A 23,294-nucleotide genomic window follows, 5' to 3' on the forward strand; every position below is an offset into this window, starting at 1 on the left:
GCGGCGCTACTCTCTCTTGTACCTTTTGCGGATTCGCGGGTCCCACCACGCCAGCGCCAGATCGCTCAGCACGGTCCCGATCACGGTCAGCGTGCTGAGGATCATGATGAAGCTGCCCACCAGGTACATGTCCTGGTTCATGACGCCGCTCAGCAGCAGCGGGCCGCCCGTCGGCAGGCTCATGACCACCGACACGATCGTCTCCCCGCCGATCAGCCCCGGCAGCAGCCAGCCGACCGTGCTGAAGAACGGGCTCAGCGACATCCGGACCGGGTACTTCAGCAGCAGCTTCCACTCCGGCAGGCCCTTGGCCCTGGCCGTGTGCACGTAGGGCCGGTAGAGCTCGTCCAGCAGGTTCGCCCGGGTGATGCGGATCATGCCCGCGGTGCCCGACACGCCGATCACCACGATCGGGACCCACAGGTGGCCGAGCAGGTCCAGCACCTTGCCCAGGTTCCAGGCCGCGTCCTGGAACTCGGGGGAGAACAGGCCGCCGACGCTCTGCCCGAAGTAACGGAAGCCGATGTACATCAGCACCAGCGCCAGCATGAACTCCGGGATCGCCATGCCGATGAAGCCGAGGAAGGAGAAGCCGTAGTCGCCCCACGAGTACTGCTTGACGGCGCTGTAGATGCCGATCGGGAACGCGATCGCCCAGACCATGATCAGCGAACTGATCGACAGGATCGCCGACAGGGCTACCCGTTCGCCGATGAGCGTGGCGACCGACTGATTCCAGGCAAACGATTGACCGAAATCGCCGTGGAGGATGATGGCGGAGATCCAGCGCCAGTACTGGACGATGATGGGGTCGTCCAGCCCGTAGCGCTGCCTGAGGTTGGCGATCTCCGCCGGGGTGATGCCCTCGCCGCCCGCCTGCGCGTTCGCGACCAGCGTCGAGACGTAGTCGCCCGGCGGCAGGTTGATGATGACGAACGTGACGATCGAGATCGCCCACAGCGTCACCACCACGTACACCAGGCGGCGGCCGAAATAACCCAGCACGTCAGGCTCCTCAGAGGGAGTACTGCTCGGGCTGCGTCGGCCCGGGGTTCGCGGGGGCGGCGGCCATCGAGTCAGGGACGTTCTTGAAGCTGTTGGAGACGATGCCGTACTCGTCCGGGAACGAACTGATCCCGATGGCGTAGAACTGCTCCTTCGAGATCCGCACGACCTCCTTGGCGTGCTCAAGCGCCTTGGCGAAGTCGGGCTCGGTGCGCATCTTCGTGAACGCCTCGAGCTGCTTGCGTACCTCCTCCGGCGGCTCGTCCCCCGACTTGCCGACACTGCCGTACCACTGCGCCCAGCGGATGGCGTACCGGGCACTGCCGGAGTTGCTCGGTACGTAGTAGTGGTCGCCGCCGGTGCCCGTGATCAGGTCGAAGTCGCTGCACGTGTACGTCGACGCCTGCGGCTGGTTCGCCATCGTGCGCTCGAGGTACAGCGTGGCCGCCACCGGCTCCACGCGCAGCCCGACGCCGACCGCCTCCCAGCCCTTCTTGACGAACTCCAGCGCCTGGACGTGGTGCGGGAAGTCGGTGCTCGCCATGATGTTGATCGTCAGCGGCTTGCCGTCGGGGCCGAGCCGCAGGCCGGAGGCGTCCTTGCGGGTCAGTCCCGCCTTGTCCAGGTGCTCGTTCGCCTTGGCCGCGTCGAACTCGGTGTACTGCGTGGCGAACTCCTGGTCGTAGACCGGGTTGCGCTTGGAGGGCGCGGCCTGCCACAGCTCGCCCTGGCCCGCGTACACGCCGTCGATGATCTCCCTGCGGTTGATCGCGTACGACAGCCCGATCCTGAAGTCCCTGTCTCTGAACAGCTTGCGCAGGCCCTCGTCGGCGATCGTCTGGTTGAACTGGATGATCATCGTGTTGCTCAGCCGGTTCGGCACGTTGAACAGCCGGTACTTGCCCTTGGCGGCGTTCTGCGCGACGACCGGCTTGTTCTCCGGCGTGTTGAAGTTGCGCAGCTGCATGCCGAGCTCGCCGTTCATGATCTTCAGCAGCTCGACCTCGACGTCGCCGAGGATCTCCGCCCTGAACCGGTCGATGTACGGGAGCTGGCGCCCCTGCTGGTCGACCTTCCAGTAGTACGGGTTCCGCTCGGCCACCAGCGCCGTTCCGCTGCCGATCGCGTTGGTCACCTTCCAGGCGTGCAGCGTGGGCTGGTCGGCGTTGTGCCAGGGGTCGTTCTTCTGCATGAACAGCTGGGTCCAGTCCTCCAGTTGCTCGTCCTTGGCCAGCTTGTCGGCGTCCGGGTTGTACTTCTTGTGGAACTGCTTGAGGTAGTGCTTGGGCGCCAGGAACCCGGCCGCGCCCCCCCGCTCGAACGTCGCCACGGCGATCTGGGTCAGGAAACCCGCCTTCGGCTCCTTGTAGACGTAGCGGACCGTGCGGTCGTCCATTTTCTCGACCTTCACCCGCTCCGTGGTGCTGCCCGTCTCCAGGTACAGGTCGTAGATGCCGGTGGTGTGCAGGTCCTTGTAGGTGGCGACGTCCTCGAAGGCGAACATCAGGTCGTCGGCCGTGCACGGCTGGCCGTCGGACCACTTGAGCCCTTCGCGCAGCCGGAAGACGTACTCCCGGCCGTCGTTCTTGACCTCGAACTCCGCCACGTTCGCGACGATGTCCTCGATGCCCTTCTGCCCCGTCGTCCCCGGCTTGAGCCGGACCAGCGGCTCGTACCCCAGGGTGTAGATCAGCCATTCCAGGTCGTCCTCGCCGACCATGGCCGAGGCCCAGGTGCCGCCGTACGTGCCGGGCTCCTTCAGCGGCGTGACGAGGAGCGGGTTCTTCGGCAGGCGCTGCTCCAGCGGCGGGAGTTTGCCGTTCTTGACCAGTTCGGCGAGCGCGGGCGCCTCCTTGGCCGACGGGTCCACGGCCTGCGCGGTCCCGCCGCCGGTGTTCGGGCTGGTGTCGAAGAAGCTGCACCCCGAAGCGGTGGCCAGCAGGAGGACTCCGCCTCCGCGGAGCAGGTTCCTCCTCGTCAAAGGTTGCTGTGTCATGACGTGCTCCAGTTGGTCTATCGATTGACCTTGACGAGGCTGAACGTGGCCGTGGTGTAGGGGTGGACGGCGTTCGCCTCCTGGTTCCCGTCGACCGCCAGGCCGACGTAGAACCGGCCGGTCCGCATCGCGATGCGCTCGTAGCCGATGCGGTCCCAGTTCAGCGAGTTCTTCGAGAAGAAGGCCTCGAACTCGTTGTCTCCGGTCGGAAGGCTCCGGCAGACCAGGCGCAGCCAGTACGGCTTCTTCGCGTCAAGCGGATCCTCGCCGGCGGCGGGCCAGATGCCGACGCTGGGCTGGGTGCCGTTCGAGGCGACCCTGACGGCCAGGGCGCGCAGGCCGGAACCGTCGTCGCCGCTCGCGGAGTAACCGAGGCCGGCCAGCATGAACGGCGAGTTCGGCGCGAGGTCCTGGCGCACCATGATGCCCGCCACCGCCCCGACGTGTCCCGCGCTGATGTTGTCCACCCGGGCGGTGATCTCCATGACCTCGCCCCGCTTGCTGAACCCGACGGCCTGGTGGGCGAAGTGGAAGGAGTCCTTCCAGCCGGCGATCTTGCCGGATCCCTTCAGCGTGAACACACCGTTGTTCAGCGCCGTGCTCCCGGGGATGGGCACCTCGCCGATGTCCTGCGCCGTCCACGGCTTGTGGGTTCTGGTGCGGGTGAGGTGGATCCGCACCAGCGACGAGGTGGTCGCCGACCCGGTGCTGTCGGTCGCGCGGGCCGTCAGGCAGTAGCTGCCGTCGCTCGCGTCCGCCCAGGTCGCCTGGTACGGCGCCGCGGTGGCCTCGCCGATCTTCTTGTCACCGTGGAAGAACTCGACCTTGGCGATGGACGCGCCGTCGAGGGCCTTGGCGTCGGCCTGGATGACGATGGACTGTTTGTCCGTGTCCGCCGCGAACACCTGGTCGGTCTTGGGGGAGAGGATCGCCACCTCGGGGTTGCGGGCCCCGGCTCGCTGGATGGAGTTCAGGTAGCGCTCCAGGTTCGTGTACCCGCTGCCGTCCACCGTGTTGGCGTCGTCGGCGCTGTCCGGGTTCAGCCCCTGGGCGGTCTCCCACTCGTCCGGCATGCCGTCGTGATCGCTGTCGGCGGGAGCCGGCACCTCCGTCGGCAACGGCAGCCAGCCGCCCACGTCCTTCTGCGAGTTGATGTGCCGTCCCGTGCCGGTGCGCGCCTCGTTGACCAGCCGGGCGTCGATGGCGTCCCGCCGCGGCAGGATGGCTCCGGCCTGCTCCAGGACCGTCGCGAACGCCTGCGCCGGGGTCTGCTCGGTGATGCCGTTCTCGAACTCCACCGGCCTGGGTAACAGCGTGATGCCGCCGATCGGGTAGGTGATGCCACGCGTGTTGTCGGCAGTGAGGTCGTCGTGGCCCTCGACCGTGTTGCCGCTGACGTGCCACTGGCCGAACCGGCCGGGGGCCACGATCGTCCTGGCGATCGGGGGCAGCGTGTTCGGGCCCGGCTTGTAGTAGTTGCCGATGATGTTGATGCCGTTGGACCACTCGCCGCCGTAGCAGGACGTGATCCCGGGGTTGTAGATCACGTTGTTGCGGTGGTCCACCACCAGGCTCATGCCCTCGGTGAAGCTGAAGCGCGGGTTGCGGCCGTTCTCGTGGATGAGCAGGTTGTGGTGGTAGGTGATGTTGTCGCCGCCCCACAGGCCGCCCATGCCGTGCCGGCCCTTGGGGTGCACCGAGTTCACCAGGCCCTCGGAGATGACGCACCACTGGACGGTCACGTTGGTGTTGCCGTAGACGGAGAAGCACTCGTCCACGCCCCAGCTGAACGAGCAGTGGTCGATGATGATGTCCCGCACGTTCCGGGCGCCGAACGTGTCGATCGGGGTGCCCAGCTCGTCGCCGCCACGGAAACGCAGGTGGCGCAGGATGATGTTGTCGCCCTTGATCTGCGTCTCGTTGCCGATGACGGTGATGCCGTGGCCCGGGGCGGTCTGACCGGCGATGGTGAGGTTCGAGCCCGTGATGTCGAGCCCGCCCTTGATCTTGATGTTCCCGGAGACGCGGAAGACGACCGTCCCGTCGGACTTGGCCACCGCCTCCCTGAGCGAGCCGGGGCCGTCGTCGTCGAGGGTCGTCACCTCGTAGACGGCGCCGCCCCGGCCGCCGGTGACGTACTTGCCCGCCCCTTCGGCTCCGGGGAAGGCGGGGACCTGGTTGGCCAGGCTGCCGGTCATGCCCTGCTGCTGGAGGTGGATCGACGCGGCCGCTTCCCCCGACATGCCGGTCCAGGCCACGGCGGGGGTGACCAGGGCCGCCGAGCGCACGAAAGCGCGGCGGCTGAATTCTGATTGGTGGCGATCGAAGCCAAGGGCCTCGGTCATGCGAAACGCTCTCTTTCCGCCCCGAATAGACAGGGCTGTGCCGTCATTCGGCACGACTCCGGGCCACGCTGCTGGTGGGGTGAGAATTTTTATTCAGGCATGAATGGAGTGGATTCATCACATCGTGAACGACACCGTTGTGACTGTCAAGGGCGCTTTCTCGCGGCGATAGACTGAACCGTAAACCGCCCCCTGGGAACGCACGGCGGGGCGTCACACGACAACCCGCTACGTCCACCCTCCGGTTCGGTGCAACGTGCGTGGCCACCGACCGGAACGGGTTCCGGGGACGCGGTTCGTCGGTGTGCACCCTTCGGCTGGCCGCGGACAGGTTTCCTGGGTTTCGGCGCCGGGTCGGTGGGGTGTGGGTTGGTGGAGTCCGGCGCAACGTGCGCGGCGGCCGGCCGGGGCGTCCGTGCCTGGAGACGATGTTCGTCGGCGTGCGGTGCTCCGGCGAGGTCGCTCGGGGTGTGCGGAGGCGTCGTTCGTCGACCTGGGAGGGTCAGTCCTTGAGGAGTTGTTCGGCCACCCCGACGTCCGTGACCAGCGTGTTAACCCACCCACCCCGCAACGCCGCCCGAATCGCGGCCGTCTTCCGCCGCCCCCCGGCGATCGCGATCCGCCGAGGCACCCGCAGCAGGTCGGCGGCCGGGATCCCGAGGATGCGCTGCTCCAGCGGCGAGTCGACCAGCCGCCCCTGGGCGTCGAAGAAGCGCAGGCAGACGTCGCCCACGGCCCCCAGTTCCCGCAACGTCTCGAAGTCCGACTCGGTGATGGCGTTCCCGCTGTCGCGCAGCAACGGCGACGGATCCAGGCTGCCGATCCCCACGAGCACGGTGGTCAGCCGCGACCACGCGTCCACCACCTGCCGGACGACGTGATCGTCCGACAGCGCCTGACGGGCGCCCGGCGTGCTCACCAGGCCGGGCGCGGGCAGGAAGACGGGCTCGGCACCGGTGAGGTCGGCCAGATGGGCGGCGAGCCGGGTGGCCTGGACCTGCGCCGATCCCTTGCCCACCCCGCCGATGAGCTGCACGACCTCCTCCGCCACCCGCACCGGACGGCGCTGCATGGCCTCGACGGTGGCCAGCAGGCTCGCCGACCAGGACGAGATGCCGAGGTGCTCGCCGCCGATGAGCGTGGCGTCGAGGTAGGTGGCCCCGGCGGAGCCGAGCGCGGCCACGACGTCGTGGTTGTCGCCGGCGGCGTCCACGACGATGACCTGCTCGACGCCGTACTTGCGCTCGAGGTCCTCCTCCAGCAGCGCGTGCACGCCGCTGGGCACCACGACGACCGTGCGCACGATGCCGATCTCCGCCGCCTCTTTCAGCAGCCGTGACACGCGCGGCTGCGAGATGCGCAGTTGGGCGGCGATCTGCGGCTGCCGGACGCCGTGCTCGTGGTACAGGCGGGCGACCCGCACCAGCAGCCGCATGCGCTCGGACTCCTGGCTGAGCCGGCGTCCGCCGAACCTCACGGGTTCGCGGCCCTTCTCGAACTGACTGTCAGCTCCCACGATCGCTGGCCTCCGCTCTTGCCACCCCGCGCCTAGCTCGCGGCGAACGCCCGTAGCTTTGCGAAAAAGTCCTCGTGGATGAACCGTGCGTCGATCGAGTCGTAGGCACGGATCGGCCGGTTCTGGACGGAGAAGTCGTGCGAGCCGTCGTGGCGGAAGTTCGGCGCGGGCCGCTCGACCCAGGTCCCGCAGTTCGGATGGAGCATCAGCCCGACGGCGGGGGAGTCGCCCAGGGCACGGAACTCGATCGACGGTCCTGGCAGGCCCTCGTTCCACTCGACGAGCTGGCGGACCAGGTACTCGCCGATCTCGCCGCACGGCGCCACCTTGGCGTCGAGTTCGGCGTAGCCGACGGCCGTCATCCGGTACGTCGGCGCGGGGACCTGCCAGACCCGCACCTGCGACGAGAAGACGATGTTGGCCGCCACGATGTCGTTGGACAGGTTGAACTCGGGGCGTCCGCCCTGCGGGCCGCGTCCGTCGTAGCCGCCGCCCCCGATCCAGACGACGGTGACGTCCCGCTCGGCGATGCGGGGTTCCAGCAGCAGCGCCGAGGCCATGTCGGTCAGCGGCCCGAGGAAGGCCACGTACAGCGGTTCCGGCACGTCGCGCATGGCCTCGTCGATGATCAGCTCCACGCCCGGCGTGCGGACCGGCGTGCCGACGTCGGGCAGCGCGTACGGGACGCCGTCCGCCACCGGCACCTGGCCGTCGAGCTTCATCAGCCGCAGCAGCAGGTCGATTTCCTCGCGGCTTTCCTCCAGGCTGTTGCGGGTGCGCCGGTTGCCGAAATGTGCGGCGACCAGCCCGCGAATGTCGAGGCTCGGGGAGAGGAGGGCGTGCACGATGGCGAATTGATCGTCGGCCTCATTCTTGGCATCGGTGTCGATGATCACTCTACGCCGGTGGGAAAAAGCCCTGCCCGCCATGCGGAGCCTCCGCTTGAATATGCATTCAAGAACGTATCTATATTCCGATATTATGTTGTGACATTTGTGCTGTCAAGATCCCAGAGGATGACGGACACGGCGTGCGGCGAGATCGTGTGGTCGTCGTGCGTGGCGTCCTCCAGGAAGTCCCAGCGCCCCCGCTCGGGCCGCCCGCCGGCCAGCAGCGTCACCCGGTCGCGCACCGGGCTCTGGTAGACGCGGTGTCCGACCCCGTTGAAACAGCACTCGTCGAACCTGTTGAGGATCTGGAGCTGGCCGCGCCCGGGGCCGAGCGACGCCATCACGTACATGTCGAGGAAGTCGTCCGAGGTGGCGGCGTAGAAGCCGGGCAGCGCCTCCTTGGTCTGCTCCCAGTCGCCGATCGTCGGGCGGGGCTTGGGCGCGGCCGGACGCAGGAAGAACGGCAGCGACCCGGCCACCGGATAACTGCGGGTGATGCGCGGGTCGAGCGCTGAGTAGACCGTGGTCGTCCAGCCGCCGCCGGACAGGCCGATCATCTCGATCGAGACGGGGCGGTAGGCGGCCTGCGCGTGGTTCAGGGTGACGGTGAGCGGTTCGAGGAAGAACGTCAGCGCGGAGAAGTCCGCGCTCTCCCACGGGGGCAGCTCGCGGTGCGAGGGGTTGGGCAGCAGCTTCGCCGGGTCGGCCGGGTCGGCGATCTGCTGCTGGTTCCAGTGGTGGAACGGCATCGCGTAGGCCATCACCCGGTAACCGCGCTCGAGCAGCGGCTGGATCGTGCGGAGCATGGTGTCGAACGGCTCGCTGTGCCCGTTGTGGTAGAGGGCCAGCCTCCGGTTCCACGGGCGGTGCGGCACGAGGTCGTAGACCTTGGCCGAGACCTGGAAACGCAGCGGGACCGTCAGCCGGTCGATCCTGCGCACGCCGGTCAGCGAGGCGAACTCGGGCGCCGTCACCCCGGTCTCCACCGTCGGCCGCGCCGAAGGCAGGCCCGCGCCCTTCCAGATGTAGTCGATCATGGCCTTGCGCCTGGCCGCGACGTCCTCGGCCGACGTCATGCCGATCAGCGGCTCGATGTCGACGCCGGCCGAGGCGGTGGGCAGCGTCTTGTACTCAGGGCCGAACCTGGCCGCGACCTCCTGGTTCACCGGGGCGACCGGACGCGGCGCCGCCCTGCCCCCATGCCCGGCCGCCGCCGCGTTGGCGGGGGCGGCCGCCGCCGTGCCTCCGGCCACGGCCGCGCCGATCCCGCCGAGCATCCCGCCCAAAATGGCGCGCCTGCCCATGCCGTCCTCCATACGCGCTGCGTTCATTGCCTTCGGCTCCCATGCTCTCAACGGTGGTCCGGCTCGGGATCCCAGCCGCCCAGGACGAACGAGGGCTCGCTCCACTGCTCGGCCTCCTCGGCCGTGAGCTGGCGCGAGCAGGGCAGCCGTCGCGAGGTGTCGATCGCGCCGCCCGACAGGTCGGTGCTGCGGTACTCCCAGAAGGAGGCCGACTGGGCCTGCGCGCAGTCGTTCGGATCGATCTGCCAGCCGACGGGCGCCACGTGCGCGTCCATCGCGGTGTCGATGAAGACCGCCTGGCTGTGCGTGAAGCGCCACACGGCGCTGCGGCTGAGCACCACCGAGGCGTCCTGCACGCCCGCCGCCCGCGTCAGCCTGGTGCGGACGAACACCGCGCCCGGCCGGGTCGCGTCGTTGCGGCTCTGCGAGATGTAGCCGGAGTCCGTCGACTCCAGCACCGAGTCCTGGATGAACACCGTGCCGGTGCCCCACACGAAGTCGGTGTCGCCGCTGATGCGGCTGTCGGTGACGAAGCCCTTGCCCTGCAGGCGCAGGGTGTCCTGGTGGCTGCGCAGGTCCACGCGTTCCAGCACGATGCGCTCGTTGTTGCCGCGGAACGCCTCGGCCTGCGAGCCGCCGTCCGGCGTCGTGTTGCGCAGCGTGACGTCGCTGATCCGGAAGTCGGCCGCGTCCACGCCGAACGACGCCCGCCAGCAGTTGTGCAGGTCGGAGGTCTCCAGGACGCGACGCGGGCACACGTCGGCGGGGCCGCCGTCGCTCAGCGCCTTGTCGCCGTTGCGCAGGTCGTTGTTGGCGTACTGGATCGTGGTCCGCCGCGCGCCCGCGCCGCGCACGGTGATGTGCGGGCGGTCCTCGCGGACGTAGACGATCTCGGTGTAGACGCCGGGGCGCACGTCGATGGTCACCGGGGTCGTGTTGCCGGTCGGGACGGCGTCGACGGCGCCCTGGACGGTGCAGAAGTCGCCGGCGCCCGAGGCGGAGACCGTCAGGCGGCGGCCCTGGGGCGCGTGCTTCCTGGTGGTGAAGCGCCAGGCCCGCGGGTCCTGGACGCCGTCGAACCCCGTGAAGACGCCCGGGTCGACGGTGACGTAGTACTCCTGGCCGTACTCGAACTGCCGGTGCGGGTAGACGCGGGCGGTGTCGCCGTCGATCATGATCGACTCGTACGAGAACTCGTGCGGCAGGCCCGTGTCGGACAGGGCGCCGCCGATGTTCTTCCTGTCGGTCTTGGCCGACGCGGCCTCGATGCGGTCGGCCAGGGTGCCGTCGGCGCGCCGCACCTCGATCGCCCCGGAGGAGCCGAGCGTCGGCGGGGACGGGAAACGGATCGTCAACGGCGCGTCCGCGCAGGTGCTCTTCGCCCGCCCGGGAACGGAGAACCGCGCGCCCGCCTCGGCCGTCGCCGGTGGAGCCAGACCTAAGACGAGGGTAGTGGCCGCCATGAGCGCCGTGAGTGATGCCTTCACATTCACCTCTCTGCGAGCCGAATGGATATTGAGGTGTGAATATATATGTAGGCGTCTCACGGTGATCGGTCAAGAGTGTGAGGTCTTGTCTGTGTGCTCGGGTTCGTGGCAAGCTGACGGGCACCCCGGCTGTTGACACGTGTAGACCCACTCGAATGACCTGGTCAGCGGCCAGAAGGAGCAAAGCCATGAAAAAGTGCCTGGCCCTCGCGAGCCTCCTGACCGTCCTGGCGGCCGGCTGCGGATCCGGTGGAGGCGGCGGAGGTGACACGGCCTCGAACACGCTGCGGTTCGTCGGTCCCGAGGACCCCAAGACGTTCCAGCCCGTGATCGACGGCTTCCAGGCCAAGAACCCCGGCGCCAAGGTCGCCTACACGCAGATCCCCTTCGACCAGCTCAACGCCACGCTCCAGCAGCGGCTGGCCGCCAAGGACGACACCATCGACGTCTACACCGTCGATCAGCCGCGCGTCGCGGCGCTGGCCACCCGCGGCTTCCTCGCCGACCTGAGCGACTGGAAAGACCGCGTCAAGCAGGCCGTCCTGCCCGCCCAGTACGACGTCAACGAGCACAACGGCAAGCTCTGGTCCGTCCCGATCTGGACCTCCGACCAGTTCCTCTTCTACAACAAGACCCTCTTGAAGAAGGCCGGGGTGAGCCCGCCGTCCAGCGATCCCGCCAAGCGCTGGACGTGGGAGCAGACGATCGAGGCCGGCAAGAAGGCCCAGGGCGAGGGCGGCGCCCAGTGGGCCTTCATCCCCGAGCAGATCGAGCAGTACTACCAGTTGCAGAGCCTGGCCGAGTCGCTCGGCGGTGGATCCGGGATCACCGGGCAGGACATGCTCACGCCCGCGCTGACCACCGACGGCTGGGTCAAGGCGATGACCTGGTACCACTCCCTGTTCGACGGCAAGCTGGCGCCGCGCGGGGTGGGCTCGTTCCAGACCTCGCCGCTGTTCACCGAGGGCAAGGCGGCCTTCTTCGCCGGCGGCCCGTGGGACGTCGGCGGCTTCGCCGCGGCCAAGGACCTCGACTGGGGCGTCGCGCCCTACCCGTACTTCGCGGGCGGCAAGCAGGTCACGCCGACCGGCTCGTGGTCGTGGGGCATCAACCCGGCCTCGGAGAACCAGCAGCTCGCGCGGAAGTTCCTCGAGTACGCCGCCCTCGACCCCGAGGGCAACCTGCTGACCACGAAGGCGACTACCATCATCCCGTCGAACCGGGCCGCCTTCGAGAAATACGTGCCGACCCTCGACGCGCTCGCCGGCGACAAGAGCAAGGGCGTGGGCGCCATCATGACCTACGACGCCGAGCACACCGCCGTCGCGCGGCCCCGTTCGGTCGGCTACATCCAGTTCGAGGACGTCATGACCAAGGCGTTCGCCGACATCCGCAACGGCGCCGATCCCAGGAGCCGGCTCCAGCAGGCCACACAGGAGATCACCACCGCCTGGGCCCAGCTCCGATGACAGGCCCACACCGAGGGGCGCGCCGGGGCCGGTTCGCCGGCAGACCCGTGCTCGTGTCGCTGGCGTTCCTGGCCCCGGCCCTGATCGCGCTGGTCGTGCTCCGGCTGGTCCCCGCCGTCATGGCGTTCGCGAGCAGCCTGAGCCACACCAGCCTCGTCACCGGCGAGACCTCGTTCGTGGGCCTGGGCAACTACGCCACGCTTTTCTCCGATCCGACGTTCCTGCAGAGCGTCCGCGTCACACTGCTGTTCAGCGTGATCGTCAACCCGCTCCAGATAGCCGCCGCCCTGGCGCTGGCGGTGCTGTTCACCCGCCGCTTCGCCGGCGTCCGCTTCCTGCGCGTGCTGGTGATCCTGCCCATCGCCGTCCCGCCCGCGGTCTCCGCGGCCATCTGGAGCGTCGCCTACCGTCCCGACGGCCTGCTGAACTCGGTGCTGAGCGTGCTCGGCATCCCGCCGCAGCCGTTCCTGACCTCGCCGGGCCAGGCCCTGTGGTCGCTGATCGTGCTGCTGTCGTGGATCGGCGTCGGCTACTGGATGATGTTCCTCATCGCGGGCCTGCAGGACATCCCCAGCTCCCTGTACGAGGCCGCCGCCATCGACGGGGCCTCGGCCTGGGCGCGGTTCTGGCACGTCACGCTGCCCCTGCTGCGCAGACCGTTGGCGTTCGTGCTGGTGGCCGACACCGTCTCCAACTTCCTCGTCTTCGCCCCCGTCCAGATGCTCACCAACGGCGGCCCGCAGGGATCGACGAACGTCACCATGTTCGACATCTTCACCCGCGCCTACAGCGTGGGCGACCTGAGCCTGGCGCAGGCCGAGGTCATGCTGCTGGTGCTGCTCGTGCTGGCCGTGGTGATCGTCCAGTTCCGGCTCCTGCGCGGGAGGGACTGACCGTGTCCAGACGCCTGTACACGCTGCTCGCCACGCTGATCGGGCTGGCCTTCGCCCTGCCGTTGCTGTGGGCTCTGTCCAGCTCGCTGCGCGGCGGCTCGGAGATCTTCCAGCACATCTCGCGGCTGTCATGGGAGACGCTCGTCCCCGTCAACCCCACGCTCGGCAACTACGCGAGCCTGGCCACCGGCGACTTCGGCCGCGCCATCCTCAACTCCCTGATCGTGGCGCTGGTCACCGTGGCGGCGGGGCTGCTGATCTCGGCGGCGGCCGCGTTCGGGCTGTCGGCGCTGCGCTTCAAGGGCCAGGGGGCGCTGTTCGCGATCGTGGTGCTCAGCTTCCTCATCCCCTTCGACGCGATCGCGATCCCGCTGGCCACGCTGTTCCGCGACTGGGACCTGAGCAACACCTACGCCGGCCTGATCCTGCCGGGACTCGGCCACGGCCTGGCCATCTTCCTGCTGCGGCAGTTCTTCCTGGCCGTCCCCGGCGACCTGGTCGAGGCCGCGCGCATCGACGGCCTGGGGTGGTTCGGGGTGTTCACCAGGATCTACCTGCCGCTCTCCCGGCCGGCTCTGGTGAGCGCGGGGCTGACGCTGTTCATCTTCCAGTGGCAGTCGTACGTCTGGCCGCTGCTCATCGGCACCGACACCGCCCACCAACTCGGCCCCATCGCGCTGGCGAACATGCGCGGCCAGTTCGCCATCGACTACGGCCAGCTCTTCGCCGGCTCGATCGTCCTGACGATCATCCCCCTGCTGATCATCCTGCGTTTCCAGCGGCACTTCACGCAGTCCATCGCCACCACCGGGCTCAAGTAGCCCAGACGAAAGGTCACCATGGCTTCCCCGACCATGCGCGTCATCTTCGACACCGACATCGGCACCGACGTGGACGACGCGCTCGCGCTCGCCGTCCTGCTCGGCTCGCCCGAGGTGGACCTGGCCGGCTGCACCACCGTCTACGGCGACACGCTGCTGCGGGCCCGGCTGGCCAAGCGCCTGGCCAAGCTGGGCGGCAGGGCCGCGCTCCCCGTCATCCCGGGGGCCGTCAAGACGCTGACCGACAGGAACGTCTGGTGGGCCGGGCACGAAGGCAAGCTCTTCCCCGACCTGGACACCGAGCGGGTGGACCCGGGAGACGCCGTGGCGTACCTGGTCGATCGGGTGACGTCCGCGCCCGGCGAGGTGGACGTGGTCGCGGTGGGGCCGCTCACCAACATCGCCCACGCCATCACCGCCGCCCCGTCCTTCGCCCGCGACGTCCGGCACCTGTGGATCATGGGCGGGCGCTTCGACGACCCCGAGCCCGAGCACAACCTCAAGTCCGACCCGGAGGCGGCGGCCGTCGTCTTCGCCTCCGGCGCGCCGATCACGGTGACCGGCCTGGAGATCACCACGACGGTGCGCATGGACGCTGGCGACGTGAGCGCCATCGCGGGGGCCGGGCCGCTGGGGGAGGCGCTGAAGGCGGAGATCGAGCAGTGGTGGCGCTTCTGGAACGAGGAGTGGAACTGCCCGCACGACCCGATCACCGTGCTGACCATGGTGGCCCCCGACCTGTTCACCTTCAGCCCGGAGGGACGGGTGAGCGTGGGACCGGACGGGTCCAGCACCTTCGAACCCGGCGACGGCCGCACCCGGGTCACCACCTCCGCCCCACCCCTGCAGGTCGCCCAGGAGATCGTCCGCCGCATCGCCGCCGCCGCCGCTTAGACGCAGTACTCGGCCTCATTCGATCAAATCTTCGTCACCTTGCGTGTTTGATGTGTGACAATGAGTGCCATGCCGTCCCCCCGACACGACGCTCTCGTCCAGATGTTCACCGACCAGCCCCGGTTGGTAGTGGAGATCCTGCGTGACCTCATGGGAGTGGAGCTGCCCAACACGCCACTGATTCAGATAGAGGAGCGTACCTTCAACACGCGGACCTCCGACGACATCGAGTCCGATCTGGTCTTCAGTCTGGGGCCACCGCAATCTCCCGCGCACGCCGTCATCGTGGAGATCCAGCAGGACAAGTCCAAAGATCCCCGGCAGCTCGCCCGCTACGCCGCCGCGCTGTGGCTGATGCTGCGTTGCGACGTCACGGTCCTGGTCGTCTGCCCCGACCAGGCCACCGCCACCCACTACGCCAAGCCGATCGATTCCGGGCTGACCGGTTACCGCCTGCAGGCTCAGGTGCTGGGGCCGGCCGACATTCCGGCCATCACCGACCCCCAGGAGGCCGCCGGCGACCTGGGGCTTGCGGTCATGTCCGTCATGGTTCATGGCCTCGATCGGAAGGTCATCGAGACATTTCACGCAGCGCTGCAAGGCGTCCCTGCCGAAGAAGCTGCGAAGTACTATGAATTGGCTTACAGCGCGTCCGCGCCCGCGGCTCGGCTTCTCTTGGAGGAGATCATGGCATCCACTACTTGGCTGGTCCACAGTCCCTTCGCGCGCGAACACTTCGGCCGCGGCCGCGAAGAAGGCAGGGCGGAGGGGGCCGCGGCGGGTGCGGCCAGGATGCTGTTGCGCATGTTGGCTGCCCGCGGTCTCGACGTCCCGGACGACGCCCGTAGCCGGATCGCGGCCTGCACCGACCTTGCCCAGCTCGAAGCGTGGGGTGATCGTGCGGCGACGGCCCGGACCATCGAAGACCTGTTTGACGAACCGGCCGGGGCCGATACCCAAGGCACCCCGTAAGTAGGGTCCCGCAGCCTGGGCCAGAGCGGCGACTCCACCTTCAGGAGTAGAGGCGCTCAGGATCGACCAGCATGACCTCGCCGTCTGCCGCGGCGAGCAGATCAGCATCGAACCCGGCGGCGCTGTAGCAGGCGAGCCGGGTCGAGCTCATGTCATAGCCTCGGCCCGCGAGCAGGTCGCGAACGCGGCGCAGACGCTCGACATGCCCCTCGCACATGACGTCCCCCCACTTGACCTCTCCCAGTGAGAGCACCTTGCGCGGCCCGCCGTCGGGCTCGGCCAGGACGACGACGTCGATCTTGTGGCTGGTCCGGCGTTCGGGATCGTTGACGACACCGCGACCGACCTCCGCGGGAACGTCCCCGAACGCCTCGGCTCCGGCGAAGTCCGCGGCCCACGCACGGCAGACCTCCTCGAAGTGCGGCCCCACCACTCCGCCCAGGAATCGGTCACGGCTGCGCTTCCACACCTGGTCGGCCCGTCGGCGTTCGAGTTCTCGCCACGCGGGGCGCATCACGGAGTGGTAGAAGGTGATCAATGGTTCCGTGATCCGGTACAGCGGGCGGGCCGCACGCAGCATGTCGGGGGATTTGGCCAGCAGCCCCGCGTCTTCCAGGACGGCGAGGGGGTGATTGATGTCCGTGGCCTTGCGTCCGAGATAATTGGCGATGCCGCCGCGCGAGGCGTTTCCCTCCGCCACCGCTGCCAGGACAGAGTGATACAGGGCGGGATCACGCAGGTCAGGCTCCTCGGCGAGAAGGTAGCGCGCCTCCCGGAAGAGCGGCCGGGCGGGATTCAGCACCGCGCGCTTGACCCAGGCGTCGAAGTCGGCGAGCGATCGCGGGGCGTCGTCGCGCACGTATTCGCGTCGGTAGGCGGGTGTGCCGCCCACGACGGCATGCGTCAGCAGGGCGAGCCGGGGATCGCTGATCTGCCAGAACTCTGCGGCCAGCTGGTAGTCCAGCGTGGGAACGACGAGCTCCAGCCCCGCTCTGCCCCGAAGCGGCGCGTTCCCGGCCAGCAGTCCGCCCATGAACGTGAGAGCGGAGCCGCAGAGGATCAGCCGGATCGGCGCTCCCCCCTTGCGTCGCCGCAGGTCCAGGGCCGCCTGAAGGACGGATGGCAGCTCGGGGGAGACCTTGACCAGGTAGGGGAACTCGTCGATCACCACGGGAAGCGGTGATGACGTCTCCATGTCGAGAATGGCATCGATGACCGCGCGCCAGGAGGTGAAGTGGAGCGGGGCGGGACTGCCGAGCCGGGCGGCCAGTTGCTCGCCGATCACGTGAAAGTGCTCTGCGGGAACCGCCTCGGTGCCTTCGATGTAGATGCCCCCTGCCGCGTCGCAGATGGAGCCGAGCAGCAGCGTCTTTCCCCGGCGTCGTCTGCCCGACACCACGCCGAGCGTCGGGAACGGAGACTCATCGCCGATGAAGTCGAGCAGTTCGGCCCACTCCGCCTCACGGTCGAAGATCTCTGAGGGCTTCACGATGTCCACAGGGAACAATGTAGAAGTGTACTTATAATAAGTCTAGTTCTACATTCATCGCGGGGGCCATCGCGAGCCCGGCTGCCGGCCCTGAGGGCGGGGCGACGTCCTCAGCTCAGAGCAAGCGGGAGTTTCAGCCCTGGCGCAGGCGGGGCTCGGGGCAGCCGCAGGAGCCGCGGGTCACCAGGGTGGCGGAGAAGATCTTGGTGAGCGGGTCGCCGGCGTCGGACTCGATGGCGCCCACCAGGGTCTCGGTCGCGTGCCTGGCTATCGCCTCGATCGGCTGGCTGATCGTGGTCAGCCCCGGGACGGTGTAGGCGGCCTCCCTGGCTCCGTCGAACCCGGCCACCGCCACGTCCTGCGGCACCCGCAGTCCGAGGTCGGCGGCGGCGCGCATGGCGCCGATGGCCTGGTCGTCGATGGAGGCGAACAGCGCCGTCGGGCGCGGGCCGGACGACAGCAGCCGGTAGGCGACGTCATAGCCGCCCTCCAAGCTCAACGCGCCCTCCGCGAGGGGACCCGGCTCCGCCCCCGCCTCGCGCAACGCCCTGCGCCAGCCGGCCGCCCGCAGCTCGACGGGCGTGACGTCCAGCGGCCCCGCCACGTAGCCGATGCGGCGGTGGCCGTGTTCGAGCAGGTGGCGGGTGGCCTGGTAGCCGCCCTCCTCGTCGTCCACCGCGAGCCGGGAGAAGAACGGCGGGGCCTGGTGGTCGATGGTGACCACGGGGACGCGCCGCATCTCCTCGGCCCGCTCGGCCGCGACCGGCACCCGCATCAGCACCAGCCCGTCGACCTGCCGTTCCAGGAAGCTCCTGAGGTAGCTCTCGGCGCGCGCCGGGTCCTCGGCGGAGTTGCCGAGCAGCACGGAGTAGCCCCGCTGCCAGGCCACCTCCTCGCACGCGCGGGTGAACTGGCCGAAGAACGGGCTCGTGCCGCCCGCGCTGTCAGAGGCGATCACGCCGATGGTCCAGGACCGCCGGGCGCGCAGCGACCTGGCTACGGCGTTGGGGCGGTAGCCGAGCTCCGCGACCGCGGCCAGGACGCGCTGCCTGGCCGACTCGGAGACGGGCCTGGGCCCGTTGTTGATGACGTAGCTGACGACGGCCGGCGAGGTGCCCGCCAGCTTCGCCACGTCGTTGCGCGTCACCACGCGCGTCTCACCCCGGCAGCCACGCACCCAGCTTACGGCCCAGCCGATCCGGGCCCTCCCGGCAAGGCATCAGCCCGTACGAATCCGGCAAGCTCGCACGCCTGCCGCGAACGGCCTCCGCACCGATCCGGCGAACCCGTACGGCTGCCGCGAACGCCCCGCCGGATCCGGGACCCTGAGCCGGTTGCCGAGCGGGGTGTAGTTGACTGGGCGCATGCGTGAGACAGAGGGGCCTCCTGCGCTGCGGCGGTTGCGGGCGTTCACCGAGTGGGTCGGTGCGGGGCGGAAACTGACCGCCACCGGCCAGATCACGCTGGCCGACGCCCGGGCCCTGGTGACCCTGCTGGAGACAGGCGACGTGGTCGACCCCGACATCGGGGGGCGGGTGTTCAAGACCAGGTCCAGCGCCGAACTGTCTGGGGTGCTGCAGGTCTTTCTCTGGGCCAAGGCCATCGGCCTGGTGCGGGTGGTGAAGGGGCGGCTGGTTCCGGTGAAGAAGGCCGCGCCGCTGCTCGCTCGCTCGGATGCGTTGTGGCAGGCGGCATTCGAGACGTTCTCACAGCTGGTGGAGGCCGTCTGCCCGGCGAGCGAGTCGATGCTCTATTGGGAGTTCGCGCCGGTGTCACGTGCGCTGCTGACCCGGTTGTACGGCGGCCCGGCGCCGCTGACGGAGTTGTACGAGCTGTCCTGGGAACGCGCGTCGGCACCGTACGTCATCGCCAGACCGGAGTTCGTGCGAAGAGCCAATGACCGGGACACCGAACGGATGCTGGACGTGCTGCGGCAACTCGGCGCCATCGAGCTCACCGGCGAGGAGGTCGTCCTGACCCCACCCGGACATGAGGCGGTACGGTGTGGCCTCGGCGAGGCGGGCCCGGGAGAGCCGGTGTACGAGCTGAAGGTCACGTTGCTGGACACCGACGACCCGGTGGTCTGGCGGAGGCTGCGCGTGTCGGCCGGGGTCCCGCTGTCCCGGCTGCACCGCATTCTGGCCGCGACCATGGGGTGGGCCGATTACCACCTGCACGTCTTCACCGCAGGCGGGCAACGTTATGGCCAGCCCTCACGGGAATGGGACGACGGCCTGCTGGACGAGACGGCGGTCACGCTGGCCGAGGTTGCGGGGGCGCGGATCGGCTGGGAGTACGACTTCGGCGACAGCTGGGAGCATGAGCTCGTCGTCGAGCGGACGATGGAGGCCGAGGACGGCGTCGCGTACCCGGTGGTCGTGGCGGGGGAGGGCGCGTGCCCGCCGGAGGACTGCGGCGGGACGTGGGGCTACCGCGAGTTCAGGAAGGCGCTGGCCGATCCCGGTCATGAAGAGCACGAGCATCTCGTCCGCTGGGCGGGCTTGCCGAGCGCCGCCGACTTCGACCCCGCGCGTTTCGACGCGGAGACGGCCCGGCGGGCGGTGCTGCGGATCGCCTGACAGATGTTGCTATCGCCTCACCTCTTATGATCCGTCGTCGCTCTCACGACGGAGGACGACGGATCCTCTTCCCGGCTTGGTGATGATCAGCCTGCGTTCGCGGAGAATCTCGAACGCCTTGCGAATGGTCGCGCGGCCGACGCTGAAGTAGTTCTGGAGTCCCACCTCGGACAACACGGTGCGCGGTGGGTAGTCACCGGCTTCGATCCGTTCTCCGATCCAGTCGGCGATCTGCTCGTACCGGTAGAACTCCGGATTCCAGTCGTCGGCGGTCCAAGGTGTGTCAGGCAGTATCACAGGGCGGACCTTAAACCGTCACTAACTTCCATACATAGACCAAGTAGTTCAAGACGATCCCTGACTAGGCATGTACAGGTTGGGATAGGCTTCGCTATGGTTGCTGCGACATCGGCGAGCCGCGTGCTTGCGTCGGTCCCTCAAGGTGAAGGGGAGAGCAGATGACGGATCTGTACGACGGCGGCCTCGCTGAGGAATATCACGGCCCGCACCCCAAGCCCCCGAAGGAGGGATGCGCCGCGATCGACTGGTCCGCGTCGGTGGCCAGAACCTGCGCCATCCGAGTCCGAACCCATACGTGCGACTGCTCGCCGACGGTGTACGAGCTGTGCGTGGCGGGCGGTCTGGGTCATATCCGCAGGACGGAGCGGACGGCCAAGGGCAATCGGGTCAGCGAGAGCCCTTGGCTGCGAGATGCGGAAGCGAAGCGGCTGTGGAACGTCCTGCTTGAAGGCGGCGCGTGGTAGCGCCGGTGGCCATGCGCATCCTGGTGAGCTGACCGGGATCTGCACTCCAGGCATGGTTGTCGGCCAGCAGTGAGAGTCTGAGCGTCGAGCACCAGATCCTTTCGAATCTGTTCGAGCGAATCGCAATCACTCTCCGTCTTCAATGTGTGACAATAAGTGTCATGCTAACCCCCCTGAAAGCCCCGGTCATCGAGGTTCTCACCGAGCAGCCTCACTTGGCACCGGAAATCTACAATGCCGTCATGCGTGTGCGGCGGCTCGCCACTGAACCGGTTCGGCAGGTGAGCGGCCCCGGTTTCCCCCGCAAGGTCGGCGACCTCCAGATCGACCTGTTCATCCCTATTGGGCAACCGCCTGCCCCCACGTACGCTCTCATCGCATGGAAGGAGCCTCCGACCTGGACCATCATGCCGGTGAACACCTCTTTGCGTGCGGCTACGAAGAGGACAACGCCGTAGGCAGGATAGAGAACGCGGTCGAAGTTCTGCTGCTCGTGCTGGTCGCCCGCGGCCTCGATGTCACAGCTGACGTCCTCGCCCGCATCACCGCCTGTACCGACCTCGCCCAGCTCCACGCCTGGGGCGCCTGCGCGCTCACTGCCGAGACCATCCAAGACCTGTTCAGCGAACCGGGCGGACAGGACCGTTAGCGTCCTTCGTTCTTCACGTCCAAGTGCACCGTGTGGGCGGGTTGGCGGTTGTTCTCTTCGCTGGGGTTCAAGAACCGGCGCGGACCAGCCCCCGACTGGTCACGTCGCCCGGCCCGCCGCACGGCTGGTCAGTCGAGGCAGAACTCGTTGCCCTCCGGGTCGGCCATCAGGATGTGGCCGGCGTCGAGTGGGGGAGCGGGCTCGTGGCGCTGGAGTCGGACGGCGCCGTGGGAGATGAGGCGTTCGGCCTCCGCCTCCAGGGCGGCCATCCGTGCGTCGCCGTCGAGTCCGGGGGCGGCCCGCACGTCGAGGTGGACGCGGTTCTTGGCCTGCTTGTGTTCCGGTACCCGCTGGAAGAACAGCCGAGGTCCTGAGCCGTCGGGGTCGATGACCGCCGAGGCGTCGTTGCGGCGCTCGGGCGGTACGCCCATCGTCTCCAGGGCTTGCTCCCACGACTCGAAGCCCGCAGGTGGGGCCTGCAGTCGGTAGCCGAGGGTTTCGGCCCAGAATGCCGCCAGGGCGGCAGGGTCGGCGCAGTCGAAGGTGATCTGAACGTCGCGGGCCATGTCAGCTCGCCTCCCGGTGGGTGTGCAGGTAGAGGTCGCGGAGCAGGCATACCTCGGCCAGGTGGTGGATCAGTTCGCGGTGGATGTGCAGCACCAGTGCTGCCAGCGGATACTCGGCGAAGGTTCCCTCCGCCTCGCCGCATGGGCGGGCGAGGCCGGTTTCGCCGAGGGACTCGACTCCGGCCAGCCACGTGGCGTACTCCGCGTCGAGTTGGGCCAGGGCCTCGGTCGCGGTCGCGGCGTACTCGAACGAGTCGTAGTCGGCGGGCGCGCGGCCGAAGTGGGAGGCGTTGCGCAGCGCGAGCACCCCGACGATGACGTGCCCGAGTCGCCAGGCGATCGTCGTGAACGGCTGCGGGTCGGTTACCGGCACCGCGTAGTCGATGGTCATCGCCCCGGACCCGAACTGCGCCGGTACGGTACCGGTGCCGCGCGGGCGCACGCTCCAGCAGTCGGGCGCGGGTTCCCAGAAGTACTCCTCGTCGGTGAGTCCGTCGAGGCGTTCGCGCAATTGATGGGTCCAGTGCCAGGTGAGCTGGTCACGGAGCAAAGGGTTCCAGGTTTGGTCCGTCATGCAGGTCACCTTCCCGCAGATAGCGGACAGATTCGTTCCTAGATCTGTGAAACGATGAGCGTATGACCGTCGAGGCCACGACCGAACGCGTGCTGCGGCTGCTGGCGCTGCTGCAGCACCGGCCGTCCTGGACCGCTGCCGAGCTCGCCGCCGAGCTTGGGGTCACCGATCGTTCGGTGCGCCGCGACGTGGAGCGGCTGCGCACGCTCGGCTACCCCGTGCACGCGATGGCGGGCGTCGGCGGCGGCTACCAGCTCGGCGCCGGCACCCGGCTGCCGCCGCTGCTCTTCGACGACGAGGAGGCGATCGCGACGGCGGTGTCGTTGCGGCTGGCGTCGGGAGGCACGGTCGCCGGGGCGGGCGAGGCTGCGCTGCGGGCGCTGGCGAAGCTCGACCAGGTGATGCCGCCCCGCCTGCGCTCCGAGGTTCGGGCGGTGCACGGCGCCACCGATACCCTGGTCGGCCCCGGGGTGGAGATCGACCAGGAGCTGCTGGTGACGCTCGCGCGGGCCTGCCGCGACGCCGTGCGGGTGCGCTTCCGGTACGCCGCCCGTGAAGGCGGGGAGAGTGAGCGCACGGTCGAGCCGGTGCGGATGGTCGCCACCGGCCGCCGCTGGTACCTGATGGCCTGGGACGTCGACCGCGACGACTGGCGTACCTTCCGGCTGGACCGGATGCGCGAGGCGGCGGCGACGACCTGGCGCTTCCGGCCGAGGGAACATCCGGACCCGGTCGCCTACGTGCAGCGCTCGGTGACCGAGGCGCCGTACCGGTATCTCGCCCGGGTGCGGGTGCACGCCCGGCCCGACCAGGTGCGGGAGCTGGTGCCGCCCCAGGTGGGGCGGGTCGAGGACGATCGCGACGGGTGGTGCGTGCTCGTCGCCGGCGGGGAGAACCTGGACTGGCTCGCGATGCACGTGGCCAGGCTGGGCTTCGAGGCGGAGGTGCTGGAGCCTGCGGAGCTGCGCGAGGCCGCCGCCCTGCTCGCCCGCCGCCTCGCGGAGATGGCCGGGACCGCCTGACACGTTGAGGCCGGACGCGTGGGCGGGGCCTCGAAGCGCCCCCGTACGCTGGTGCTTCG

The 23,294-nt window shown here is 68.9% G+C and carries 21 protein-coding genes; 9 read left to right on the plus strand and 12 right to left on the minus strand.

The annotated features are described in order from the left end of the window. Positions 1-6 precede the first annotated feature (6 nt). The 7 genes from ACFOY2_RS02900 to ACFOY2_RS02930 form a co-directional block, all read right to left on the minus strand. Complete coding sequence (locus ACFOY2_RS02900) at positions 7-1,005, minus strand: ABC transporter permease (RefSeq protein WP_379526310.1); 999 nt, start codon at positions 1,003-1,005, stop codon at positions 7-9. A 10-nt stretch (positions 1,006-1,015) separates the two neighbouring features. Continuing rightward, the gene (locus tag ACFOY2_RS02905; protein WP_379526311.1) at positions 1,016-3,001 is read right to left on the minus strand and encodes an ABC transporter substrate-binding protein; all 1,986 of its coding nucleotides are present in this window, start codon (positions 2,999-3,001) and stop codon (positions 1,016-1,018) included. A gap of 17 nt (positions 3,002-3,018) precedes the next feature. Then, on the minus strand, positions 3,019-5,346 hold the full coding sequence (locus ACFOY2_RS02910; RefSeq protein WP_379526312.1) for an Ig-like domain-containing protein: 2,328 nt from the start codon (positions 5,344-5,346) through the stop codon (positions 3,019-3,021). A gap of 502 nt (positions 5,347-5,848) precedes the next feature. Beyond that, a complete protein-coding gene (locus ACFOY2_RS02915; protein WP_379526313.1) occupies positions 5,849-6,862 on the minus strand; it encodes a sugar-binding transcriptional regulator in 1,014 nt (337 codons plus the stop codon). A 32-nt stretch (positions 6,863-6,894) separates the two neighbouring features. After that, positions 6,895-7,758 carry a nucleoside hydrolase gene (locus ACFOY2_RS02920; RefSeq protein ID WP_379526314.1) on the minus strand — a complete coding sequence of 288 codons (864 nt, stop codon included), beginning with the start codon at positions 7,756-7,758 and terminating at the stop codon, positions 6,895-6,897. An 83-nt stretch (positions 7,759-7,841) separates the two neighbouring features. Next, entirely contained in the window at positions 7,842-9,083 is a 1,242-nt protein-coding gene (locus ACFOY2_RS02925; protein ID WP_379526315.1) for a hypothetical protein, read from the minus strand. Between the two features lie 20 nt (positions 9,084-9,103). Next, positions 9,104-10,543 carry a pectinesterase family protein gene (locus tag ACFOY2_RS02930; RefSeq protein ID WP_379526316.1) on the minus strand — a complete coding sequence of 480 codons (1,440 nt, stop codon included), beginning with the start codon at positions 10,541-10,543 and terminating at the stop codon, positions 9,104-9,106. Positions 10,544-10,731: 188 nt separating this feature from the next. Between ACFOY2_RS02930 and ACFOY2_RS02935 the strand changes: the two genes are divergently transcribed. The 5 genes from ACFOY2_RS02935 (at position 10,732) to ACFOY2_RS02955 (ending at position 15,592) form a co-directional block, all read left to right on the plus strand. Further along, positions 10,732-12,012 (plus strand): ABC transporter substrate-binding protein, encoded by a 1,281-nt coding sequence (locus ACFOY2_RS02935; RefSeq protein ID WP_379526317.1) that lies wholly within the window; start codon positions 10,732-10,734, stop codon positions 12,010-12,012. Positions 12,013-12,065: 53 nt separating this feature from the next. Then, a complete protein-coding gene (locus ACFOY2_RS02940; protein ID WP_379526318.1) occupies positions 12,066-12,905 on the plus strand; it encodes a carbohydrate ABC transporter permease in 840 nt (279 codons plus the stop codon). A 2-nt stretch (positions 12,906-12,907) separates the two neighbouring features. Next, the gene (locus tag ACFOY2_RS02945) at positions 12,908-13,726 is read left to right on the plus strand and encodes a carbohydrate ABC transporter permease (protein WP_379526319.1); all 819 of its coding nucleotides are present in this window, start codon (positions 12,908-12,910) and stop codon (positions 13,724-13,726) included. Between the two features lie 18 nt (positions 13,727-13,744). After that, positions 13,745-14,620, plus strand: a complete 876-nt coding sequence (locus ACFOY2_RS02950; RefSeq protein ID WP_379526320.1) for a nucleoside hydrolase — start codon at positions 13,745-13,747, stop codon at positions 14,618-14,620. A gap of 102 nt (positions 14,621-14,722) precedes the next feature. Next, on the plus strand, positions 14,723-15,592 hold the full coding sequence (locus tag ACFOY2_RS02955) for a hypothetical protein (RefSeq protein WP_379526321.1): 870 nt from the start codon (positions 14,723-14,725) through the stop codon (positions 15,590-15,592). A 40-nt stretch (positions 15,593-15,632) separates the two neighbouring features. Here ACFOY2_RS02955 and ACFOY2_RS02960 read toward each other — a convergent pair whose 3' ends face one another. Next, positions 15,633-17,090 (minus strand): ATP-binding protein, encoded by a 1,458-nt coding sequence (locus ACFOY2_RS02960; RefSeq protein ID WP_379526322.1) that lies wholly within the window; start codon positions 17,088-17,090, stop codon positions 15,633-15,635. Between the two features lie 124 nt (positions 17,091-17,214). Next, entirely contained in the window at positions 17,215-18,231 is a 1,017-nt protein-coding gene (locus ACFOY2_RS02965; RefSeq protein ID WP_379526323.1) for a LacI family DNA-binding transcriptional regulator, read from the minus strand. A gap of 214 nt (positions 18,232-18,445) precedes the next feature. Here ACFOY2_RS02965 and ACFOY2_RS02970 point away from each other — a divergent pair, with 214 nt between their 5' ends. Next, positions 18,446-19,660 (plus strand): plasmid pRiA4b ORF-3 family protein, encoded by a 1,215-nt coding sequence (locus ACFOY2_RS02970; protein ID WP_379526324.1) that lies wholly within the window; start codon positions 18,446-18,448, stop codon positions 19,658-19,660. A gap of 24 nt (positions 19,661-19,684) precedes the next feature. Here ACFOY2_RS02970 and ACFOY2_RS02975 read toward each other — a convergent pair whose 3' ends face one another. Then, positions 19,685-19,957 carry a winged helix-turn-helix domain-containing protein gene (locus ACFOY2_RS02975; protein ID WP_379526325.1) on the minus strand — a complete coding sequence of 91 codons (273 nt, stop codon included), beginning with the start codon at positions 19,955-19,957 and terminating at the stop codon, positions 19,685-19,687. Positions 19,958-20,118: 161 nt separating this feature from the next. Between ACFOY2_RS02975 and ACFOY2_RS02980 the strand changes: the two genes are divergently transcribed. Together ACFOY2_RS02980 and ACFOY2_RS02985 are read left to right on the plus strand one after the other, a co-directional pair. Further along, a complete protein-coding gene (locus tag ACFOY2_RS02980) occupies positions 20,119-20,424 on the plus strand; it encodes a hypothetical protein (protein ID WP_379526326.1) in 306 nt (101 codons plus the stop codon). A gap of 379 nt (positions 20,425-20,803) precedes the next feature. After that, positions 20,804-21,073, plus strand: a complete 270-nt coding sequence (locus ACFOY2_RS02985; protein ID WP_379526327.1) for a hypothetical protein — start codon at positions 20,804-20,806, stop codon at positions 21,071-21,073. 128 nt (positions 21,074-21,201) lie between these two features. Here the strand turns inward: ACFOY2_RS02985 and ACFOY2_RS02990 are convergent, their stop codons facing one another. Further along, the gene (locus ACFOY2_RS02990) at positions 21,202-21,639 is read right to left on the minus strand and encodes a VOC family protein (protein WP_379526328.1); all 438 of its coding nucleotides are present in this window, start codon (positions 21,637-21,639) and stop codon (positions 21,202-21,204) included. Position 21,640: 1 nt separating this feature from the next. Next, positions 21,641-22,213: a DinB family protein gene (locus ACFOY2_RS02995; RefSeq protein ID WP_379526329.1), complete on the minus strand. Its 573-nt coding sequence runs from the start codon at positions 22,211-22,213 to the stop codon at positions 21,641-21,643. A gap of 62 nt (positions 22,214-22,275) precedes the next feature. On the opposite strand from ACFOY2_RS02995, the gene ACFOY2_RS03000 reads away from it, so the two are divergent. Continuing rightward, positions 22,276-23,235: a helix-turn-helix transcriptional regulator gene (locus ACFOY2_RS03000; RefSeq protein ID WP_379526330.1), complete on the plus strand. Its 960-nt coding sequence runs from the start codon at positions 22,276-22,278 to the stop codon at positions 23,233-23,235. The last annotated feature ends 59 nt before the right edge of the window (positions 23,236-23,294 follow it).

The organism is Nonomuraea purpurea (assembly GCF_042650645.1).
GTDB lineage: Bacteria > Actinomycetota > Actinomycetes > Streptosporangiales > Streptosporangiaceae > Nonomuraea > Nonomuraea purpurea.

Bases quoted from the DNA above. Each gene is read 5' to 3' on its own strand.
- ACFOY2_RS02905 (WP_379526311.1), bottom strand. From the start codon at position 3,001: ATGACACAGCAACCTTTGACGAGGAGGAACCTGCTCCGCGGAGGCGGA.
- ACFOY2_RS02910 (WP_379526312.1), bottom strand. From the start codon at position 5,346: ATGACCGAGGCCCTTGGCTTCGATCGCCACCAATCAGAATTCAGCCGC.
- ACFOY2_RS02925 (WP_379526315.1), bottom strand. From the start codon at position 9,083: ATGAACGCAGCGCGTATGGAGGACGGCATGGGCAGGCGCGCCATTTTG.
- ACFOY2_RS02935 (WP_379526317.1), top strand. From the start codon at position 10,732: ATGAAAAAGTGCCTGGCCCTCGCGAGCCTCCTGACCGTCCTGGCGGCC.
- ACFOY2_RS02950 (WP_379526320.1), top strand. From the start codon at position 13,745: ATGGCTTCCCCGACCATGCGCGTCATCTTCGACACCGACATCGGCACC.
- ACFOY2_RS02955 (WP_379526321.1), top strand. From the start codon at position 14,723: ATGTTCACCGACCAGCCCCGGTTGGTAGTGGAGATCCTGCGTGACCTC.
- ACFOY2_RS02970 (WP_379526324.1), top strand. From the start codon at position 18,446: ATGCGTGAGACAGAGGGGCCTCCTGCGCTGCGGCGGTTGCGGGCGTTC.
- ACFOY2_RS02980 (WP_379526326.1), top strand. From the start codon at position 20,119: ATGACGGATCTGTACGACGGCGGCCTCGCTGAGGAATATCACGGCCCG.
- ACFOY2_RS02985 (WP_379526327.1), top strand. From the start codon at position 20,804: ATGGAAGGAGCCTCCGACCTGGACCATCATGCCGGTGAACACCTCTTT.
- ACFOY2_RS02990 (WP_379526328.1), bottom strand. From the start codon at position 21,639: ATGGCCCGCGACGTTCAGATCACCTTCGACTGCGCCGACCCTGCCGCC.
- ACFOY2_RS02995 (WP_379526329.1), bottom strand. From the start codon at position 22,213: ATGACGGACCAAACCTGGAACCCTTTGCTCCGTGACCAGCTCACCTGG.
- ACFOY2_RS03000 (WP_379526330.1), top strand. From the start codon at position 22,276: ATGACCGTCGAGGCCACGACCGAACGCGTGCTGCGGCTGCTGGCGCTG.